The organism is Agrobacterium sp. GW821-FHT02D03, from assembly GCF_059421725.1.
This window is the reverse complement of sequence record NZ_JBWKVN010000002.1, coordinates 1,095,099-1,116,470: the sequence shown is the minus strand read 5'-3', so window position 1 is coordinate 1,116,470 and position 21,372 is coordinate 1,095,099. Positions and strand designations below refer to the sequence as shown.

At 58.6% G+C, this 21,372-nt stretch carries 17 protein-coding genes; 2 read left to right on the top strand and 15 right to left on the bottom strand.

Features of this window, described 5'->3' with window-relative positions:
* Nucleotides 1–26: 26 nt before the first annotated feature.
* Complete coding sequence (locus AC07U5_RS18490; protein ID WP_112360402.1) at nt 27–482, bottom strand: NUDIX domain-containing protein; 456 nt, start codon at nt 480–482, stop codon at nt 27–29.
* 248 nt (nt 483–730) lie between these two features.
* Here AC07U5_RS18490 and AC07U5_RS18485 point away from each other — a divergent pair, with 248 nt between their 5' ends.
* The gene (locus AC07U5_RS18485) at nt 731–2,032 is read left to right on the top strand and encodes an oligosaccharide repeat unit polymerase (protein WP_494723890.1); all 1,302 of its coding nucleotides are present in this window, start codon (nt 731–733) and stop codon (nt 2,030–2,032) included.
* Here AC07U5_RS18485 and AC07U5_RS18480 read toward each other — a convergent pair whose 3' ends face one another.
* The 9 genes from AC07U5_RS18480 to AC07U5_RS18440 form a co-directional block, all read right to left on the bottom strand.
* Nucleotides 2,033–2,950, bottom strand: a complete 918-nt coding sequence (locus AC07U5_RS18480; protein WP_494723889.1) for an ATP-grasp fold amidoligase family protein — start codon at nt 2,948–2,950, stop codon at nt 2,033–2,035.
* Nucleotides 2,951–2,991: 41 nt separating this feature from the next.
* Nucleotides 2,992–4,266, bottom strand: coding sequence for a lipopolysaccharide biosynthesis protein (locus tag AC07U5_RS18475; protein ID WP_494723888.1), 1,275 nt, complete (start codon nt 4,264–4,266; stop codon nt 2,992–2,994).
* Nucleotides 4,267–4,299: 33 nt separating this feature from the next.
* Nucleotides 4,300–6,441: a GumC family protein gene (locus tag AC07U5_RS18470; protein ID WP_494723887.1), complete on the bottom strand. Its 2,142-nt coding sequence runs from the start codon at nt 6,439–6,441 to the stop codon at nt 4,300–4,302.
* 267 nt (nt 6,442–6,708) lie between these two features.
* Nucleotides 6,709–7,752 (bottom strand): Gfo/Idh/MocA family protein, encoded by a 1,044-nt coding sequence (locus AC07U5_RS18465; protein ID WP_062600152.1) that lies wholly within the window; start codon nt 7,750–7,752, stop codon nt 6,709–6,711.
* Between the two features lie 6 nt (nt 7,753–7,758).
* Nucleotides 7,759–8,544, bottom strand: coding sequence for a ThuA domain-containing protein (locus AC07U5_RS18460; protein WP_494723886.1), 786 nt, complete (start codon nt 8,542–8,544; stop codon nt 7,759–7,761).
* A 56-nt stretch (nt 8,545–8,600) separates the two neighbouring features.
* Nucleotides 8,601–9,629, bottom strand: a complete 1,029-nt coding sequence (locus AC07U5_RS18455) for an ABC transporter ATP-binding protein (RefSeq protein ID WP_494723885.1) — start codon at nt 9,627–9,629, stop codon at nt 8,601–8,603.
* A gap of 10 nt (nt 9,630–9,639) precedes the next feature.
* On the bottom strand, nt 9,640–10,473 hold the full coding sequence (locus AC07U5_RS18450) for a carbohydrate ABC transporter permease (protein ID WP_112519514.1): 834 nt from the start codon (nt 10,471–10,473) through the stop codon (nt 9,640–9,642).
* Nucleotides 10,470–11,438 carry a carbohydrate ABC transporter permease gene (locus AC07U5_RS18445; RefSeq protein ID WP_494723884.1) on the bottom strand — a complete coding sequence of 323 codons (969 nt, stop codon included), beginning with the start codon at nt 11,436–11,438 and terminating at the stop codon, nt 10,470–10,472. Before AC07U5_RS18445 ends, AC07U5_RS18450 begins: the two co-directional genes overlap by 4 nt.
* 63 nt (nt 11,439–11,501) lie before the next feature.
* Nucleotides 11,502–12,770, bottom strand: a complete 1,269-nt coding sequence (locus AC07U5_RS18440) for an ABC transporter substrate-binding protein (RefSeq protein ID WP_112519821.1) — start codon at nt 12,768–12,770, stop codon at nt 11,502–11,504.
* 259 nt (nt 12,771–13,029) lie between these two features.
* On the opposite strand from AC07U5_RS18440, the gene AC07U5_RS18435 reads away from it, so the two are divergent.
* Complete coding sequence (locus AC07U5_RS18435; RefSeq protein WP_313057088.1) at nt 13,030–14,046, top strand: substrate-binding domain-containing protein; 1,017 nt, start codon at nt 13,030–13,032, stop codon at nt 14,044–14,046.
* Between the two features lie 147 nt (nt 14,047–14,193).
* On the opposite strand, the gene AC07U5_RS18430 is transcribed toward AC07U5_RS18435, so the two are convergent.
* The 5 genes from AC07U5_RS18430 to argH all read right to left on the bottom strand — a co-directional run bounded on the left by AC07U5_RS18430 (nt 14,194) and on the right by argH (nt 21,362).
* Nucleotides 14,194–15,363 (bottom strand): zinc-dependent alcohol dehydrogenase, encoded by a 1,170-nt coding sequence (locus AC07U5_RS18430; protein WP_111847426.1) that lies wholly within the window; start codon nt 15,361–15,363, stop codon nt 14,194–14,196.
* Nucleotides 15,364–15,524: 161 nt separating this feature from the next.
* Nucleotides 15,525–18,212 carry a TIGR02302 family protein gene (locus AC07U5_RS18425; RefSeq protein ID WP_494723883.1) on the bottom strand — a complete coding sequence of 896 codons (2,688 nt, stop codon included), beginning with the start codon at nt 18,210–18,212 and terminating at the stop codon, nt 15,525–15,527.
* Nucleotides 18,213–18,378: 166 nt separating this feature from the next.
* Nucleotides 18,379–19,647, bottom strand: a complete 1,269-nt coding sequence (gene lysA, locus AC07U5_RS18420; protein ID WP_062444885.1) for a diaminopimelate decarboxylase — start codon at nt 19,645–19,647, stop codon at nt 18,379–18,381.
* Between the two features lie 12 nt (nt 19,648–19,659).
* Entirely contained in the window at nt 19,660–19,854 is a 195-nt protein-coding gene (lptM, locus tag AC07U5_RS18415; RefSeq protein ID WP_062423954.1) for an LPS translocon maturation chaperone LptM, read from the bottom strand.
* Between the two features lie 107 nt (nt 19,855–19,961).
* A complete protein-coding gene (gene argH / locus AC07U5_RS18410) occupies nt 19,962–21,362 on the bottom strand; it encodes an argininosuccinate lyase (protein ID WP_062423953.1) in 1,401 nt (466 codons plus the stop codon).
* Nucleotides 21,363–21,372 lie beyond the last annotated feature (10 nt).

Genomic DNA, 21,372 nt, shown 5'->3' with positions numbered 1-21,372 from the left:
ACAGGTAAACTGCACTTCGCCAGAGCTTAGCTTTCCTCTTGATCACGTCCAAACAGCGATGACTTTGGATATGGCAGCGCCAACGTCGGCAACGCTCCCGAGTGGAAATAACGTATCGATCTCGTCTCAGTGTCAGGGATCGGCGCCTGTGGAGCCGTAACCTTGCACTTGAACAGCGTCACAACGTATTCAACCTCATCGCCGTTTGGATAAGTGTAGCGGAAATGCTTTCCGCCAAAAACGTCGACGATCTCTTCGACAGCTATCGACAGGCCCGTTTCCTCGAATACCTCTCTAACGATGGCTTCCCGCGGAGTTTCGCCGGGCTCAATAGCCCCTGCTGGCAAGCTCCACCCCTCTCCAGACGACTTCTCCTGCAGCAACAACCGACCGTTCGAATCGTGAATCACCGCTGCGACCGACGGGCAGAGCAATAAGCCTTGGCCAAGCTTTTCGCGCAAAATTTGAATGTGAGATGTCATCCTAACGATCTCTCAGCAAGAGGGCTCGTCAAGCCAGAAATGCCCCGAGCGCCCAGAAGAAATCAGTAGCACAAAATCGGCAGAGATCGGAAATCCGATCATGATTGGCTGTGGACGTCCAACCAACAAACATGGTCAACAATATCTTAAGAGATTTTGGGCATGGTGATGGCAACGAAACATAGCCTGAACCGAAGCGGGTTCAGCTAGCCGATTTTAGCAGCCCGGCACGTGAACAAGGCTTGGAAATGTCCAATCTCGCTTGGCTCATCCTCATTCTCGGCTGGTTGATCTTCGTCCTCTATTATATCAGCTCCTTCTTGCGATGGGGTGTGCTGACACTCTCCTCCTATTTCTGGCTTCGTTACACCGTCCTGCCAGTCCTCATCATGCCCATCTTCGCCGGCTCGGAAAAGAACATGGCGGCGGTTGGTGGTGCAATCTTTGCTATCCGGCAGCACCTCGACCAGGCCTTCTTTCTCTCGGTGCTTGGCGTCGTCTTTCTCATTGTCGGCATGGGCCTTTCGACATTCAGTTCAGGCCGAAGCTACCTCTTCGACTTCATTGAAAGCGGTTACTCTTTCTGGCAGACGCGCACCGGCGCTTGGCTGTCCTTCCTCATCATTCTTCTGGCAACAGCGGGGCTATTCGCTCTGGGAGTGAGGCCCTTCGAGGGTCGCGAATTCGCTTTCGAAAACCCCTCGATCCGCCCGGTCATCAACCTCTACGCTGTCATTCTTCCGACCACCGCGATCAGCCTGCTGGTCTATGGTTTTGCCGGGGGCCGCAAATTCATTGCCATGGGCCTCTTCTGCAGCGTCCTTGGCTTGATGATCGGTACGCGCGGCGCCAGTATCGAAGCGCTCTTCGCCTTCATCATTTGCATCATCATCGCCTACCGATACCGCAACCTTCTCGTCTTCGGTGCTTCCGCCTTCGCGTTTATCCTTGTCGCCGTAGGCCTCGGCATATTGCGCTCGTCTGCAGATGGCCAGGCAGCACCCGACTTGATCGACAGCCTGAGCGCCCAGATCTTCTACGGCAACAACTTCTCGGATTTTCGCGACTACGCGTGGATCTTGAGCGGCTTCAAGGGCCAGTTCTACCACGGCATGACCTATCTGGCCGGTTACACCGCATTGATCCCCGCCTTCATCAGCGAGTTTCGAAACGACTACCGCACCGGCGTCATCACCACGACGCTCGCAGGGCTTGATCCTGAATTCCATGCAGGCCTGCGCCCCACCCTTTTCGGCGAGGCCTACCTCAATTTCGGCATCCCAGGCATCATTTTTGCCGCAACGCTTTTCGGCTTCTATTTCGGCAAGCTGCATCTTTGGGTCCACACGGACCTGCCGCGCAACGGCCTAGGCGTGCGACGCGTGGCCTGCGGTTACATCGCGTTCCTATTCCTGTTCAACGCGGTCTTCACCCCGAGCTTCTACTACGTCTATGTTGTGTCGGCGTGGCTCCTGGGCGGCATCATCCTGTCGTGGCTTCTCACTGTCCCCAATCGCACGGACGCCAATGATCTCCCTTCGGCAGGCTGATTACCCCTCCGCCGATGTGCGAAATCGCCCTTTGGGATTAGCGCGCCAAAAGGTGCCCAGCCAGGCATCCGTCGATGGTGGACGGAAGGCGCCAAATCCCGACGTCGGAGAGAAGGTCATTTCCCCGAAAACCGGTCCTGACGGCTTGTCGTAAAAGTCGATGCGGACAAATTCGAAGCCCTGCGCCAGGGTGCGGGCCGCGGCGAGAATGGCATCGAGATGCGGAGGACGCGGCAATTCCTTGTCTTCCATCGGGTAATAATGGCCGAAGGACAGCTTATTCCAATGCTCGTCATAAAAGCAGCGGCGGTGATCGCTGAAGCGGGCCGTATCGATCTGGATGCAGGGAATATCGTCCTCGAAGCAGAACAGCTTGTAATCGACCGGCGCTTCGCCATTCTCGCCGATAAAGGGCTCGATGAAGAGTTCCGGTTCGATATGGTTGTACCATTCTTCCGCAAGACGCCAGGCGGTACGTCCCTGTAGCCAGAGGTCGCACTTCTCCTTGGCGCCGACGAGATCGTCAGGCCCATAGACAAAGATGTTCCGATCCGAACCGTGATTGACCTTGATCACATAGGGAAACGGCAAGGGCGGGCAATCGTCGAGGTTCTTGCCCCGCCAAAGCGTCGGCGTCACCCACTCGTCACCCAGAACCTTGGCGACATGCGCTTTGACAGCGATCTTGTCGCTCAGCATGATCAATCGCGGATCGTCCGCAGGTTCACGCCACGCAATCTTGCGTGCAACCAGATGTTCGTTGAGTGTCTTGGGGTTATTGATGTTGGGCCAAAGCCGGTGATAGCGGAAATACTGCAGTTGGGTCGCCTGTTTGATCGGCAGGCTGTGTATGGTGGCGTGATAGAGCGCCTTTAGAAGCTTCCCCAACACGGTTTTCTGCGGTTGACCGACTGCCATGCCCATCCCCTTTAGCCTGCCCCCAGCAGGCATCAATTGCTTTAAATATTCCTTGAAGCTCGCCACAGCATGAGCGCCGAAACACTCGCCGTTATCAGGGCCGTCACAAGCGCTGCGAGCCCCGCTCCCATGAAGCCCAAGGTGCTGATGAGAAGAAAACTCATGCCGATCGAGATAATAACGCTGGAAAGATTGACGACGGCGTAATGGCCGTCCTTTCTGAGGCTGCTCATGCCAAAACCCATGAGATCGGTGCAGGCGCGAACCGCAGCCGTGACCAGCAGCAGCGCAAAAACGCCCTCATGCTCAATAAGCGCAGGCATGTTCATGACCTCCACCACCACACTTCCCGCAACGAAAATCGCCACGCCGAGAATGAGGCCAGCCACGGCAGTCTTGGTAAATTGCCGGACCATCATCCGCCGCCATTCCGCAGCCGAGCCGTCGTTGTAAGCCTTGAATAATTTTGGGATGGCGATTTGCAGGACGGCCGTCGAGATCAGCGTCTGCAACGCATTCGCCAGCGACCAGTAGAAGGTGTAGACCCCCGTCAATGACAACGTCAGCAACAGCGAAATGATATAGCGATCGGCATAGACAAGGCCGACATTGCAAATCTCGCTGATGTGGATCATCCAGGAGCGGCGCATGCGGCTCTTGATCCAGTCATAGCGCACCGGTGCTTTGGCGATGCGCGCAAGCGGCCAATGGCGCAGGGCGTAAAACAGGCCAACAAACATGCCGATATACCCAAGCGACCAGCCGACGAACACTGTTTCAACGTTGCGAAACGCTGGGAAGGCGAGGCCCAGAGCAATCACGGGCAAGACCCACGACGTCGTTCGCAGGAAGAAAAGGATATTGGCGGCGCTTGCCATTTCCTTGGAGATCAAGGGCATGTGGATGTCACACGAGATCGTCTCCAGCCAGACGATAATCAGGATGACGACATACAGAGGTTTGATCGGATAATTGAAGATGAACGCCGCAACGACGGCCAGTAGCGTCATCAGGGACAGGGACGCAATCGTCACCGCAAGCCGCGTCTTCATATAGGCGCCGGTCACGCCGTTCGATTTACCGCTGACATCGCGGGCGATGAAGTAATTGAGTCCCCATCCGAGGATGGCCGGCGCGGTGGTGACGACGCCGAGCGCCAGGCCATAGATACCCGCCGCCTCCAGCCCCATGAACTTAACGATATAGAAGGAGAGTGCGAAGCGCAGAACGAGCGTCGATCCGCGAAGTCCCGTATTGAAGAGAATGCTGAGGCCTGTGGCTCCAAGGCCCTTCTGCCAGAATGGGATGCGCTTCATGGCGAGATGCCTACTGTCTGCCAAGACCGGGCCTCAATAATGCAGGCCGGTACGGTCTTGGCGAACCACCCGTGCCTGCTTGAGCCCACTTTCTTCGAGAGCCACGAGCGAGAGAACGGTGCTTCCGGCATCGTCCTCATTTTGTATAAGAACGACCTCGTCGACCATCTTGGCAATCGGTGCGGAGATGGGATGCGCGCTGGCAATCCCGCCATCGACAACGATCAAATCGAAAGCCTCGTTTTCCTCGCTCACCATTTTGCCCGACAGATGAGCCTGAAGATCAGCACCAGCGGGCAGGAATTTCATCAGCGCCGTGTCTTCGAAATCCACAATTTCCCCACGCTCAGCACGATCTGTGACAGCGTTGTCTGCGGCGGAGGAGGAGGCGTCCAGCAACATGCGCGTCAATGCCGGGTCACGGCTTGCGCCGTCCGCCAACAGCACGCGCCGTCCCAGGCGCGCGGCAGCATGTGCCAGGTTGAATGCCGTATGCGAGGCGCGATTTTGCGGGCCGACGGCAGCCACGAGCACCGCATATCCTTGTGCCAAAGGAACCGAAGAGCACAGTTCCTTCACAAGCCCCGCATAGTCATCCTTCTCATTGGCCAGAAGCGCGCGGCTGCGCTTGGCAGGTATGATGCCTGACGCAAAAGTTACGGGTTCGGGAACAGGCTGTGGCAAAGCAACAGGTGCAACCGTCGAAACCGGCGTCGATGGAACAGTCTGAAGCTTTTCTTCAGGCGGCGTGATCGCAGTCTTTTCCGGCTTCGCCCTCTTGAAGCGATTGACAATGGAGGGGGTAGCAGCAGCGACCGCCGAGCTTCGTCCCCCGAACTGGTCGCGCAGCACCAGAATACCGGCTGCCAGGATCATGCCGAAGAGTCCGGCACCGGTGGCCAGCAAGGCTCTCGGCGGTCCGGCCTTCTTCAACGGCGCCTCGGCAACGGAGATGATCCGCGAATTTTCCGTCGGCGTTCCCTGCTGCTCGGAAAGCTGGCGCGTCCGCAGCAGGAAGGATTCGTAGACGGCACGATCGCTGTCGAGCTTGCGCTGAAGCTCGCGCAGTTGCACCATCGTGCTTTCTTCGCCGTTTTGATTGCGCGTCAGCCGGTCAAGATTGGCCTGAAGAAGGGCCAACTGGTTTTTCAGCCGGTCGAGATTGCGCGACGTGGTGGTGGAGAAATTGCGAAGCTGGTCGTCGAGGATGGTGGCAAGCGACTGCGTTCTCGCTCTTGCGGCCTGAAGCGCTGGATGCTGCGCGCCGAGCGAGGTTGCGAGAACGGCCTGTTCCTCCTGGCTTTGCTGGTACCGGGCCCTGAGCGAAATGATCGAGGGAGTCAGCGACGAATCGGGGATCGATCGCAGATATTGCCGGTCGTTACGCGCCTGCCTCAGTTCGGAGACGAGTGCCTCGTTCTCCGCAATCGTGCCTGAAAGACGCGCAATCTCCCCATTGGTGTCGGAAATCTGCTGCTCGATATCGGGACGCCCGGCGACATTGGCCAGGTTGTGGGTTGCCCTGTAGGCCTGAACGGCACGGTCACCATCTTCCACGGCCTTGCGCAGTTGCTCTAACTGTGCGGACAGGCCACCGCCCGTGCGCTTCAGCGTGTCGGCATTCATCTCGGAACGGAGTTCCAGGTAGGTATCGGCAATCGTATTGGCGAGCTTTGCCGCCTGCTCCGGGCTGCTCGATCTCACAGTGACATTGACGATGAAGCTCTTGCCGACGATCGCAACAGACTCGGCCTTGCGCAGTCTATCGACCGCAAGCTGCGTGCGGCTTTTGCTGTCGGTATATTCGGAATTGTAGGCGCCGAAGTCTGGATCGTTCTGCAGATTTTCTTTTTCGACGACGCGGGTCAGAAGCTCATTCGACGTCAGCAGATATTGCTGGTTCAGCACGTGAGAATCGACCGCGCGCGGCTGAGCGGTCAGATCGCTTTCCAAAATCCTGGAGCCTTCCGGATCAAGCAGGATTTGGGTTGTCGCAGAATAGTAATTGGGGATGAGCAGCGACACGCCGAAGGCGGCAGCTGCCAGAAGCAGTCCGCTCAAGAGGATGATGAGGATATTACGCCATAGAAGGGCGAAGAGCCGCAGCAGGTTTTCCGGTCCATGCGTAGGTTCGCGATAGCTCGCCCCGTCCATCACGCCCTGATTCATCGCCATCTCAGTTCACCGGCCCATAACGCAAACACATAAAAGCAGACGAGGAACTGGTGAGGACAACATCACCATGACCCGCGCGACAGAGATGTCCAAGCTTCAACGATGGCCGCTTCAGTATATCGGCGCTCCAGCACAGACACTCTCTGGATCACCCTAGAACAGCACCTGTTAACATACCGTTTGTCGGGTGTTGGCGAGCCATAATGCAAGAAGGCCGCGGAGCAGGCAGCTCCCCGGCCTTCAATGTCTGTGCTGACTGTCGAAACCTCAGACGGCGATTTCGCGTCGCTCGCGATCGGTGATGATCGAGAGGTCGAGGATCTTCTGCAGGTTGGCCGCGTGACGGAAATCAGGATCGGCGACCCCACCCTCCATCACAGCCTTGGCGAATTTCTCGTAATTGGTCGGCACGGGTTCCGGCTCGATATCCCGCCAGACCGCCTTTTCGATATCCTCGCCAAGGCAACCGCGCAGCGTCGAATATTCCGGCGTATGAACGACCTCAAGCGCGCCCTTGTCGCCATGCAGGCGCAAACGAAGCTCGTTGAGGTGGCCGGTCGCCCAACGGGTGGCGTGAATGACGCCCATGGCGCCGTTCTGCAATTCCGCCGTCATGGTGAAGCTGTCATTGGCATCGAGATCATAGACGTCGATCCGATTGCCCTCATATTTGTCGAAGGTCTTCAGCCGCGTGAAGATGCGCTCCACATCACTTCCCGCACCATAGGACGCAAAGTCGAGAATGTGGATGCCGACATCGCCCAGCACACCGTTTGAGCCGTGCTTGGTCGACAGGCGCCAGAGCCACTTGCTCTCTGTCATCCAGTCGCCCCAGGCTTTCGACACCAGCCAACTCTGGAGATAGGATGCCTCCAGGTGACGAAGCTTGCCGATGCGGCCGTCCAGCACCATCTTGCGCGCTTCCTGTAGCGGCGCCACATTGCGATAGGTAAGATTGACCATGGCAACGAGACCAGCCTTTTCGGCGGCATCCGCCATTTCGGCAGCCTTGCCATAGGTTTCCGCCAGCGGCTTTTCGCAGAAGACGTGCTTACCGGCAGCCAGAAGCTTGAGGCTGGTTGGATGGTGGATTGCATCCGGCGTGACGTTCGCCACCGCATCGAACTCGCCCCAGGCAAGGGCATCGTCCAGCGAGGTGAAGGTCAGTGGAATGTTGTGGCGTGCGGCAAAGGCGCGGACGATCACCTCGTCCACGTCGACAGCCGCGACGGTTTCCACACCGGAAATCTGAGAGAAGTGGGTGGCATGCGTATTCGCCATGCCACCGGTACCGAGAATAAGAAGCTTCATGATGGATTACCTGTAACCTGCTTCACCAGCCTGGTGCAGTTTGGGGCCGCGCTCTTCGATAGGCTCAAGCGCCTTTTCAACGGGCACGTTCGGGGCATCGTGGATGCTCTTCAGCGCGCCTGCCGGATTGTATGCCCATTTGACCGAGTTGCTGATGACCGTCTGAATGTTGGCGTCATGGTAAGTGGGATATGTTTCATGTCCCGGACGGAAATAGAAGATGTTGCCCGCACCGCGGCGCCATGTGAGACCGGAGCGGAAAACCTCGCCGCCCTGAAACCAAGAAATAAACACGGTTTCAAGGGGTTCCGGCACGGAGAACTGCTCCCCGTACATTTCCTCGTTTTCCAGTTCGAAATGCTCTGGCAGGCCGGCGGCGATTGGGTGACGGGGATTGATGGTCCAGATGCGTTCACGTTCGCCGGCCTCGCGCCACTTCAAGGCACAAGGTGTGCCCATCAGCCGCTTGAACGGCTTGGAGAAGTGGCCGGAGTGGAGAACGATGAGACCCATGCCTTCCCAGACGCGCTTGGCGACGCGCTCGACGATCTCATCTTGAACGGCGCCATGGTCCTTGTGGCCCCACCAGACCAGCACATCGGTCTGGTCCAATCTCGCCTGCGAAAGCCCGTGCTCGGGCTCCTGCAGGGTGGCGGTCGTCGCATTGATCTTCGGGTCCTTGTTCAGGGCATCGGCAATCGTGTTGTGCATGCCGTTGGGATAAACAGCACGAACCGTCTCATTGATATGCTCGTGGATGTTTTCGCCCCAGACGACGGTATTGATGGTCATAGATATGCTCCTTGATGAACCAGCGCGGGTTGTTAACGCCGGTGAACTGAAATTGATCAGGCGGCTCCGCGTGTTTCTGCACGTTTGAGAGAAACACCTGCTTGATCGAAACTGTGAATGTGCTCCGGCAAGGGCGAGAGCTTGAGTTTTTCGCCCGGCGCTCGGTGCGAAACGCCCTCCTCGCGCACGACGAGCGGTTCGTCCGCGCCGATATCGACATAAATGTAGCTGTCGGAGCCGAGCATTTCGGAGTGAACGATTTCGCCCGTCCAGCCACCCGCTCCATCGGAAACCACGATATGCTCCGGCCGAATACCGATCGAATGGGCGCCATGGCTTTCGGCGAGATGACCACTGATGAAATTCATCTTCGGCGAGCCGATGAAGCCGGCGACGAAGGTGTTGACCGGGGTTTCGTAAAGCTCGAGTGGCGTGCCGACCTGCTCGACACGACCGTCCCGCAACACGCAAATTCTGTCTGCAAGCGTCATCGCCTCCACCTGATCGTGGGTAACGTAGATCATGGTCGTGTCATGCATGCTACGGTGGAGCTTGGCAATTTCAAGACGGGTCGCGACACGAAGGGCGGCATCCAGATTGGAGAGTGGCTCGTCGAAGAGGAAGACCTTGGGATCGCGAACGATAGCGCGTCCGATCGCCACACGCTGACGCTGGCCGCCGGAAAGCTGTTTGGGCAGACGTTCGAGATAGGGCGTCAGCTGCAGCATCTCTGCGGCCGCTTCCACGCGCTTGCGCCGCTCTTGCTTGCTGGAGCCGGCGAGCTTCATGCCGAAGGCCATGTTCTCGAAAACGGTCATGTGCGGATAGAGTGCATAGGACTGAAAGACCATGGCGACACCGCGCTTGGCGGGTGTGAGGCGATTGACCACCTCGCCCTCGAAGGACAGTTCACCGCCGGTGATTTCCTCCAGGCCGCAGATGAGACGCAGCAGCGTCGATTTCCCGCAGCCGGATGGGCCGACGAAGACCATGAATTCGCCGGAGCGGATATCCATGTCGATGCCTTTGATCACCTCGAAAGCGCCAAAGGATTTGCGCACGTTGCGCAGTTGAATGCTGGTCATGAGATTTCTCCTAGCCTTTGACGCCGCCGGCGGTGAGGCCGGAAATGATGCGTCGCTGGAAGATCAGAACGAGGATGACGAGTGGAACAGTGACGATGACGGAGGCCGCCATGATCGTTCCCCAGGGAATTTCAAACTGGGAGCTTCCCGAAAGCAGGGCGATCGCCACCGGAACCGTGCGTTGATCGTTCGATGAGGTGAAAGTGAGCGCGAAGAGGAACTCGTTCCAGGCCGCGATGAAGGCGAGAAGCCCTGTCGTGACCAGCGCCGGCCACATCAGCGGCAGGAAGACCTGCGTGATGATGACCCATGGCGATGCACCATCGACGATCGCCGCCTCTTCGATTTCCACCGGCAGATCCCGCATGAAGGTCGTCAGAACCCAGACGGTAAAGGGTAGAGTGAAGATCATGTAGGAGAAGATCAGTGCCAGCGGCGTGTTGAACAGACCCGCCCAGCGGATCAATTCGAAGAGGCCGGCCAGCACCGCGATCTGCGGGAACATCGAGACCGAGAGGATCGTCAGCAGCAGCAGCGCGCGTCCCCTGAAGCGAACGCGGGCAAGCGCATAAGCCGCCGTCACCGCCAGAAGCAGCGAGAGAGCCACGACGCAGGTTGCCACCATCAGCGAGTTGCCGAGATTGCGCAGGAAGCTGTCATTGGCCAGCACGTCGGCATAGTTGCCGAGAGAAAAGCTCTTCGGCAGATAGTTGATTTCGAAGAGAGCCGTGCCGGATTTGAAACTCGTCAGGATGGCATAATAGAAGGGGAAGACTGCCACCACGATGATGATGGCGACGAGCGCATAAAAGGCGGTGTTTTTCACAACAGTCGAAGCTGTCATTTTGCGCCTCCATCGGTGTTGACGCGGCCAAGCCACATATAGACGATGGTGATCGAGGCGATGATGAGAAACAGCATCGTCGAGACCGCCGCACCATAGGCGAATTTGTCGAAGTCGAAGAGGTTTTCGCGTGCCAGCACCGACAAGGTGCGCGTCTGGGCATTGTTGGGCGTCAATATGTAGATGAGGTCGAAGACGCGCATCGCATCCAGCATGCGGAAGATAACCGCGACCATCAGCGCCGGGCGGATCATCGGCAGTGTGACGCGCCAAAACACCTTGATCGGGTGGATGCCGTCGACCTTGGCTGCCTCGTACATATCCTTCGGCACCATCTGCAGACCGGCGAGAATGAGGAGCGCCATGAAGGGCGTTGTCTTCCACACATCCACAATCAGCACCGCCGTCATTGCCGTTTCGGGGTTTGCGGTCCACGCGATCTTATGGCTGATGAGACCGAGGCTCAGCATCATGTCGTTCAAGATGCCGAACTGGTCGTTCAGCATCCAGGACCACATGCGGGCCGAAACGATGGTCGGAATGGCCCAGGGAATGAGGATCGCGGCACGCACGAAGCCTCGCCCCCTGAACTCGGCGTTCAGCACCAGCGCTACGATGAGACCCAGAACCGTTTCGAGCGACACAGAGACGATGGTGAATTTTACCGTGTTCCAGGCAGCGCCCCAGAAGACCGGATCTGCCAGGAGACCACGATAGACGGTGCGGCCGCTGCTGAGCGTAATCCACGAAATGTAGTTCTTGAGTCCGACGAATTGGGCGCCGGAGAGATTGGTCAGAGAGGCGTCCGTCAGGCTGAACCAGACGGTTCTGACGAGAGGCCAGCCCGCGACAAGCGCGAGCACGAGAAAGGTCGGGGCGAGGAACAGCCAGGCTGAGCGTAGCCGCTCCGACTGCAGGTCGGAGCCGACCATCGCCGCCTGTCGATCAGGGACAGTTGTTTTCATGAGAGCTTCCACCGATTGGACGGGAGGCGAAGCGGCGAGAGATGCCGCTTCGCGTTGACAGTGTTACCAGCCACTGCCCTTGAGATCGGTCAGCTCGACTTCGAGAAGTTCGAGGTTTTCGGCAGCCGTGCCGGAGCCGGAGAGCGTGTTGTGGACAGCACCCCAGAACTTCGACGAGACCTCGTTGTACTTCACCTTGGTTGCCGCGGACGGACGCGGAACCGCCGTTTCGAAGATCGGCTTCCACTGCGGCATGAAGGGCTGCGCAGCAGCGACATCCTTGTCGTCGTAAAGCGCTGCAATGGTGGGCATATTGGACAGCTCCACCGCCCGCTTCTTCTGCGTTTCGGCAGAGGTCAGGAACTTGACCAGCTCAATGGCTGCATCCTGGCTCTTCGAATATTTCGAGACAGCAACGTTCCAGCCACCCAGGGTCGAAGCAGGTGCCTCGCCGTCTGCGCCCGCTGGCAGCGGCGCGACGCTGAACTTGCCCTTGATGGCGCTATCGGCGCCATTGCCCAGAGCATAGGCATAGGGCCAGTTGCGCATGAAGACGGCGTTGCCCGTCTGCCAGACCCCGCGCGCCTCCTCTTCCTTGTAGGCCAATGCGCCCTGGGGCGAAATCGTGCCGATCCAGCTTTTCGCCATATCGAGAGCGGCAGCGGCCTTCTCGTTATTGATGGTAATGTCGCCATTGGTCTCGACGATATGTCCACCGCCAGCGGACGCCACCCATTCGAGCGCGTTGCAGGTCAGGCCTTCATAAGCGCTGCCCTGGAACACGAAGCCCCACATATCCTTCTGGCCGGCTGCACGTTCCTTGTCCTGAATTTCCTTGGCAGTCTCTGCCATCTCTTTCCAAGTCTTCGGCGGCTGCTTGCCGTATTTGTCTAGCAGATCCTTGCGATAGAACATTGCCGGCGCATCGGTGTACATCGGCATGGCCACAAGCTTGCCATCCACGGTTTGCGACGCGACCACGGATGGGAAGTGCTGACCGATGACGTCCTTGGCCGCAGCCGTCAGATCGACGAACTGATCGGCAAGTTGTGGCGCCCAGACGATATCGGTCTGGTAGACATCCACATCCGTGTTCCCGGCTGCAAGCCAAAGGCGATACTGGCTGAACTGTTCGCTGGACGATGGCGGCATCGTCACCAGTTTGACCTTATGGCCGCTCTGCTTTTCAAACTCGGCCAAACGCTCACGAATGAAGTTCAGGTTTTTGCCGGTGGAATTGGCCGCCATGGCGATCTCGGCAGCTTGCGCTGATGCCGCAAAGGCCAAAAGGCTACCGCACAGCAACAAGGCCCTCTTAGAAAAGTTCGTCATCATTCTCCTCCCTATGAAACTTTGACGATACGTAAATTGAAAACGCTTTCAATTTTTCGAAGCTTACAATTCCTCTTCCGCCTGTCAATAGCGGATGAAATGGTATTTTTCCGCATTGACACGCCCTTGAAGGTACGATCGCAGAGAAGCCTCTGAATCTAAATGCTTCATCCTCCTTCTCTAATTTTAAATCGCTTTCGATTTTTGTTGCTTGAAAAATTCGCTTTGAGCTAGCATGCAGATGAAAACGGCGGACATCATGAAGCTCAAGGAATTCGCAGAACAGGTCGGCCTTTCCCCGACGACGGTCAGCCGCGCCCTTGGGGGTTATCCGGAGGTTCGCCAGGAAACCCGCGAGCGGGTGATGGAGGCTGCCCGCAGGCTCGGCTATCGCCCCAATGCCAATGCGGTCAGGCTTGTGACCGGGCGCGCGGGCGCCATCGGCGTCGTCATGGGTCGCAGTGGCGGCGGACACTTCTTCTCGGAATTCATGGGCGGCATGGCCGCGCGTCTGGAAGGCCAGGAAACCGACATTCTTGTCAGTGTCGCCATCGACAACAATCTCGATGAGGAACTGGCGATCTTCAACCGTCTGGCGGCCAGCGGCAAGGTGGATGGCATCGTCGTCCACTCGCCCCGCCCGGCGGATGAACGCGTGGCCCTGTTGAACCGACTGGGCGTGCCCTTTATCGTGCATGGCCGGTCGAAGACGTCGTTTCCGCATGCCTGGCTCGATATCGACAATCGCGACGTTACATACCGTCCCACCATGCACTTTCTCGAGCGCGGACACCGGCGCATTGCCCTCATCAATGGACCGAAAGGCCGAACATTCGTCAACGACCGTGAACAGGGATTTACGGACGCGCTTTCGGAATACGGGCTTTCACCCGACCCGAAGCTGATGATGAACGAGCATTTCAGCGAAGAGACGGCCTTTCGATTTGCCCGCGCACTTCTGGAGCAACCATCGCGCCCCACTGCCTTCGTTGCTGGAGCGATGATGACTGCTCAAGGCGTTTATCGTGCCGCGACGCAACTGGGTCTCGTCATCGGCAAGGACGTCTCCGTCATCGCTCATGACGATGTGTTTCCCTACCTGACGCCTGAAAGCATGCTGCCGCCGCTATCCACCACCCGCTCATCCATGCGCATGGCCGGCATGCGCGTGACCGAACTTCTCCTCCAGATCATCTCCGGCAGGCCGATTCAGGAATGTCAGGAACTGTGGCCGGTGGAGTTGATCCTGCGTCAGTCCACCGGCTCAGCGTCCTGAAAGACAATAGCAAAGCTCCTCTAGCTTTGCTGGGCTCAACCATCTGTCGATGCTGTTTCGCCAGCGTCCAACCACTGACAATATCCCCCTCATCATCGCATGGAGCGCAAGCCCCTCTCCGATTGTGGTCGAGGCTCGTCGCATTCCTTACGGCTTGATGACGACTTTGATGCAACCATCGTCCTTGTTCTTGAAGGTTTCGTAAAGGCCGGGCCCTTCCTCCAGTGTCGCGCGATGGGTGATGACGAAGGATGGATCGATCTCGCCTTTCAGCACACGGTCCATCAACATCGGCAGGTAGCGCTGGACGGGCGTCTGCGCCATGCGAAGGGTCAAGCCGCGATTGATGGCAGAGCCCATCGGAATCTTATCGAGAAACCCACCATAGACACCGACGATCGAAACAGTGCCGAAGTTGCGGCAGCAGTGAATGGCCTGACGCAGCACATGCGGCCGATCGGTCCCCATAAAGGTTGCGACCTTGATCCGGTCGATGCGCGAGTCCCAGCTGGCTGCAGGGTCTGCCTCTGTCCCGACAGCATCGATGCAGGCATCTGCGCCACGCCCGCCGGTCAGTTGCATGATCTCGTCATAGATATCGGTTTCCAGATAGTTAAGCGTCAGCGCACCGGAAGCCGCCGCAAGCGCGAGGCGCTCCGCCACACTGTCGACGGCAATCACGCGGGCAGCACCCAGCATGTAAGCCGAGCGGATCGCCATCTGACCGACCGGTCCACAGCCCCATATGGCAACCGTCTCGCCGGGTTGGATATTGCAGAATTCCGCCGCCATGTATCCTGTCGGAAAGATGTCGGACAGAAAGAGAGCCTGCTCATCGGTCAAGCCGTCGGGCACCTTGATTGGCCCCACATCTGCATAGGGGACCCGAAGATATTCCGCCTGACCGCCACTATAGCCGCCAAGCATATGCGTATAGCCGAAAAGACCGGCGGGGGAATTGCCCCACATCTTCTTCGCTTTCTCCTTGTCGGGATTACTGTTCTCGCAACCGGAAAAGAAGCCGCGCTGACAAAAGAAGCAATGCCCGCAGGAAATGGTGAACGGCACAACGACCCGGTCGCCGACCTGCAGCTTGCTGTTTCCTTTGCCCACTTCAACGACCTCACCCATGGCCTCATGGCCCATGACATCGCCGGAATGCATGTCAGGCACGGAGCCTTGATAAAGATGAAGATCGGAGCCGCAGATCGCGCAAGCGGTTACTTTGATGATGGCATCCCGATCATCCTCGATGACGGGATCGGGCACGGTTTCGCATCGAATATCGTGTTTGCCATGCCAGGTCAGTGCCTTCATAACATTCTCCTTTGGTTCGCTTGGTGTAGCGCTTCTTCGAACCAGAGCTTTTTGAGATTGTTCCTGACAGGGGTCAGCCGGCAACAATCAAGCCACTCGAAAAGACCACGGCGCAACGACATATCGCGGCCTTGCTGTGGGGGATAACCCGTCTGTAGCGGTTACTGGATATCCAGTAGACGTTCCAGATAGCGGCGTTCCACATCCGCAGGCGGATTGTTACCGAGCTTTTCGCGGATTGCTTCGAGAATCTCACGTGCGCGCTGCACGTCGATTTCATCTGGTACCCGAACCTGTGAATCACCGAAATCCGGGCCGGAATTGGCGCGGGGACGGCCAAGCGGATCGCGGCCGTTCTGGTCGCCCTGCCCCATCATGCCCTGCTGACCCTGGCCAGGCTGCTGCCCCTGCTGGCGCATGGCCTGCATGATCTGGCCCATCATGTCCTGAGCACCCTGGCGCAGCGCATTCAGCGCATTGCCCTGACCTTCGACAGCCCGTTCGCCACGGCCCTGACCCAGCGCTTCACCGGCACCCTTCATTTCCTGCTCGGCCTTGCCGAAATTCTGACCGGGCTCCATGCCGAGATCGCGGAGGCCCTTTTGCAGGTCACCGAGTTGCTTGCCCAGTCCCTCCTGCTGCTGGCGCAGGTTCTTCAACGCCTCGCGAAGTTGCTGGGCGGTCATCTGATCGGGGTTTTGCCCCTGTCCGTTCTGCGGCTGGCCATTCTGCTGCTCGCCGTTCTGGCCTTGCTGATCTTGCGGCTGCTGGCCGTTCTCGCCCATCTGCTGCTCGCCGCCCTCTTCGCCCTGCTGAGGATCGCCGCGCTGCATACGGTCGCGCAGCGCCTGGTCGAGCTTGAAGGTCTCGTCCATCAGCTTCTGTTGCTGCTGCATGATCTCGCCCAGCTTGTCGATCTGCTGGCGCAACTGGCTATTTTCCTGTTGCTGTTGGCCCTGCTGGCCGCGCTGCGGGCGACCGGCCTGCAGGTTGTTCATCATCCGCTGCATCTGCGACAGCATTTCCTGCGCCGCATCGCGGTTACCGGAACGGGCAAGGTTCTCGATCTGGTTCATCATGTTTTCCAGATCGCGCTGACGCAGCACGTTCTGCGCCTGCTGGTTCATATTGCCCTGGGGTGCATTCTGCATGCGCTGCGCGAGTTCCTTCATGAACTCGTTCATCGCCTCGCGAAGCTCCTGCATGAGCTTGGCAATTTCCTCATCCGGTGCCTTGCGTTCCAGTGCCTGCGACAGGGCATCCTGCGCATCACGCAAGCGCTTTTCCGCCTGCGATAGATCACCGTCTTCGATCCCCAAAGCGATTTCCCAGAGATAGTCCGCCGTATTCTTCAGCATCTCCTCATTATAGGCGAGCTTCATGCGCGCCTGCGCCGATTGCAGCAGGAGGTAGTGCGTCTTGTTGGGGATGGTCTCTTCCGGACGCAGACTGACCGCCTCATTATAGGCGATCGCCTTTGGCATCTGGCGTGTATCGAGCGAGAAGATCTGCCGCTGTTCTGCGACCGAGGCCGCTAGCGGCTCGGAGAAATTGCGCCCTGGAAGGATCATTTCCTGCGGAGGGCTCTTGCCCGTCTGACCTGCGCCATCGGTTGCGACGAGCGTAATGCGGACGCGTTTTCCCGCCATGGGATGTTCGGTGAGATTGCGGCTCGTCACGCCCTTCATGTCACGCGGATTCTGGCGCGGAAGATCGAGCTTGTATTCCGGCGGCGGATAAAGCGGCGTGGCGTCAGCCTGAATGTCGAGTGGCTCGATGACGGCATGGGCTTCACGCACGCCATAATCGTCCTTGGCGGTGAAGCCGATCTCCAGCGCACCATTGGCCGCACGGCGCGGCAGATTGTCAAAAGCAATGACCGGTGGTCTGTCCGGGATGATATTGAAGAACCAAGACTGGCCGTTCGCCTCGATGGTACCGCTCTCCTTGAACTCCATCGTGAAGGTGCGCGGCGCAACTGCGGTCTGGCCCTCGGGGCTTGGCTGGGCAGGCGCAACAGCGACGGTCGCCTTTTCCTGCGCGCCTTCCGGCGCAAGCTTTTGCAACTCGCCGGCCGCGTCAGGCTCGAAGGTGACCTCCTCCTGGCCCGCACCACCCGTCATTCGGATCGTCAGCTTGGAGGATTGCGGAACGGAGACCGCGTCGGCGCGATCGGCATTCTGGCTGGTGAGAAAAATGGGCGCCCGACCCGTATAGGATGGCGGCGTCACCCAGGCATCGAGACGGATATCCGGGTTCAGCGGCCCGGAGGCCGGACGGCTGCGAAATGCATCGGCAATGCTGCCTGCACCATTCGAATAGGAAAAGCCGAACGCAGCAACAAGGAGCAGCGCCGGGATAGCACGAAGCGCCATCCGGTCGTGGCGGGCGATATCCGGCCGCGGCAAACCTGCATCGAGCGCGGCGATCCGCTCGGCCATGCGCGTCTGGTGCTCTTTCCATAGCGCGCGCGCAATGGGGGTATCGAAAGCGGGCTCGTCTTCCTGAACGCCGACCGGCTGGTGCGGAAGACCATTGCGCTCTTCAAGCAGGCGCGAGGCTTCTTCCTTCGAAGGCCAGCGCAGACGCGCAATCGGCAGGAGCGCGCTGAGGAATGTAAAGACCACGACAAAAACGACAGCCCAGCGCAAAAGGTCGGGCATCTGCCGGAACAGACCGAACCAACCAAGCGAGAGAAACACCGCGGCGACCGAGAGCGGCAGAAGCGTTTTCGGCGCAAGGCGCTCGGCAAACAGAACGAGTTTCGCAAAGAACCGTTTGGCCGCCACGCGCCGTGCCAGCTCAGGTCTCTTGTCGAAAGCGCCTTTTCCGCCTTGCCTGGTGGTCATCAATCCGTTCTCCCGGTCTGGCCACACGATCTCGCCGCCAATGACGCAGCCGCGAAATCTCTCAGTGCAACAGCGTGCAGGATAGCATTGTTTGTGGCGAAGACGAGGGCAAGCCAGCGCTTGCCCCGCTTTTTTCGTCCAGTTCGCCTAATCGTGATAGACGCTCTCAGTCCAGCCAGGCTGGCACGGAGTCGAGCGCGATCAGTTCTTCATAGGTGCCGCGCGGGCGAATGACGTGGAACTGGTCTCCACTGACCAGCACTTCCGGCACCAGAAGCCGCGAGTTGTAAGTGCCTGCCTGCACCGCGCCATAGGCACCGGCAGAGCTGACGGCAATGAGATCACCGGGCTCAGGTTCTGCCATCTCGCGATCAAGCGCCAGATAATCGCCCGTCTCGCAGACCGGTCCCACCACATCCGCCTTGATGCGCGGCGCATCTGCGGACGGCTGCACGACGGGGCGAATGCCGTGATAGGCTTCATAAAGCGTCGGACGGATGAGATCGTTCATCGCCGCATCGACGATGACGAATGACTTCTCGCCGCCATCCTTCACGTAAAGAACTTCGGTTACGAGGATTCCGGCATTGCCAACGATCAGGCGACCCGGCTCGGTGACGATCTTGCAGTTGAGGCTCTTCAGCTCGTTCTTGACGATATGCGCATAGGCATCCGGCAGGGGGGGTGGATTGTTGTCGTCCTTATAAGGAATGCCTAAGCCCCCACCGATATCCACATGGCTGATCGTGTGACCATCGCCGCGCAACGACTCCACCAACTCACGCAGCAGTCGGAACGCATCTTCGAAAGGCTGCAGCTCAGTGATCTGGCTGCCGATATGCATGTCAATGCCGCTGACATCGATGCCGGGAAGTGTCGCGGCATGGGCATAGACGGCCCGCGCCCGCTGATAGGAAATCCCGAACTTGTTTTCCTTCTTGCCGGTCGAAATCTTGGCGTGCGTCTTGGCATCCACATCCGGGTTGATGCGGAAGGAGACATGCGCCTTCTTCCCCGCCTTCACTGCGCGCAGATTGAGAACCTCGAGTTCCGGCTCCGATTCCACGTTGAAGCAATAGATGCCGGCCTCCAGCGCCAGATCCATTTCGGCCGGTGTCTTGCCAACGCCGGAAAACATGATGCGGCTTGCCGGAACGCCGGCCGCCAGCGCACGACGAAGCTCACCGCCTGATACGACGTCGATCCCTGCGCCAAGTTTTGCCAGCGTCTTCAGCACAGCCTGATTGGAATTGGCCTTCATGGCGTAGCAGACCATTGCATCGACATCGCTGAAGGCCTCGGAAAAGACCTTGTAGTGACGCTCGAGCGTCGCCGTCGAATAGACGTAGAAGGGCGTTCCAACAGCCTTGGCGATTTCGGGCACGGGAACGTTTTCGGCGTGCAGCACGCCGTCGATGTAATGAAAATGGTTCACGGCTGTAATCCGTTACAGAAGCTTGTCAAGGATGAAGGGGCGTTCCGGCGTCGTTTCCACCTTGCCGTTTGTGCGCTGGTTGCGCTGCTCGACCGGCGTGCTCGGCGCATCGAGATCGCCCTTGCGACCACAGCTGGAGAGAGCAAGACCTGCGGCGAGCGCCACGCTGACCGGAATGATGATACTGCGAGAGGTTTTAAGGAGCATGGACCCGTCCAAAGGAAATCTTTGCATCTCTGATAACGAAAAACAGGGAGCTTGTGCACCCTGTTTCTTGTGATGGTGGCGTAACGCCAGATTGATCGGTTGCTCGATCAGTTGCGACCGCGCCACCAGGCGATCTGCTTGCGCACCTCAGACGGCGCCGTACCGCCAAAGCTGGTGCGGCTTGCGACCGACGCCTCGACGGACAGCACGTCGAAGACGCTGGCGGTGATCGCCGAATTGATCGCCTGCAATTCCTCAAGCGAAAGATCGGCCAAATCGCAACCCTTCTTTTCCGCAAGCGCCACCGCATGTCCGGTCGCGTGATGCGCATCGCGGAATGGCAGACCCGCCTCGCGCACCAGCCAGTCGGCAAGATCCGTCGCGGTCGAGTAACCGGAACCGGCAGCGGCACGCATGCGATCAGCGCGCACTTCCAGATCGCGGATCATGCCAGTCATGGCGGCAATCGCAAGCTCCAGGCTCTCCGCCGCATCGAAGACCTGTTCCTTGTCTTCCTGCATATCCTTGGAATAGGCGAGCGGCAGACCCTTCATCACAGTGAGAAGCGCGACCAGCGAGCCATTGATGCGACCGGTCTTGGCGCGCACCAGTTCCGCGGCATCCGGGTTCTTCTTCTGCGGCATGATGGAGGAGCCGGTGGAGAAAGCATCCGACAGGCGAATGAAGCCGAATTGCGGTGTCGACCAGATGACGATTTCTTCCGCCAGGCGCGAAAGATGCGTGGCGCAGATGGAGGCGATCGAAAGAAACTCCAGCGCGAAGTCGCGATCCGACACCGTATCGATGGAGTTGCGCGTCGGCTCGCGGAAGCCGAGCGCATTCGCCGTCATATGGCGGTCGATCGGATAACCGGTTCCGGCAAGCGCCGCAGCGCCGATCGGGCTTTCATCCAGATGCTCGATGGCGTGGCGAACGCGGGCACGGTCGCGGCCAAACATTTCGACATAGGCCATGCAGTGATGACCAAAGGTGACGGGCTGAGCCGTCTGCAGGTGTGTGAAGCCCGGCATCACCGTATCGGCATGCTGCTCGGCGCGGTCAAGGAAGGCTGCGATCAAAGCGCTCAGCATGGCTTCGGTCTTCTGCAACTCTTCCTTGACCCAGAGGCGGAAATCGAGTGCAACCTGGTCGTTGCGCGAGCGCGCCGTGTGCAAGCGTCCAGCGGCGGGTCCGATGAGATGTGCGAGACGCGCCTCGATATTCATGTGGATGTCTTCGAGCTTGCGTGAAAACTCGAAGGTCCCTGCCTCGATTTCTGACAGGATCGTGTTCAGACCCTCGATGATCTTGTCTTTATCTTCGGCCGAAATAATGCCTTTTGCGGCAAGCATGGTGGCGTGGGCGATGGAGCCTCGGATATCCTGGGCGTAAAGCTTCTTGTCGAAGCCGATGGAGGCATTTATCTCTTCCATGATGGCTGAGGGACCGGAAGCAAAGCGTCCGCCCCACATCTGGTTGGAGGATTTTTGTTCTGCGCCGTCAGCCATTGTGCATGCC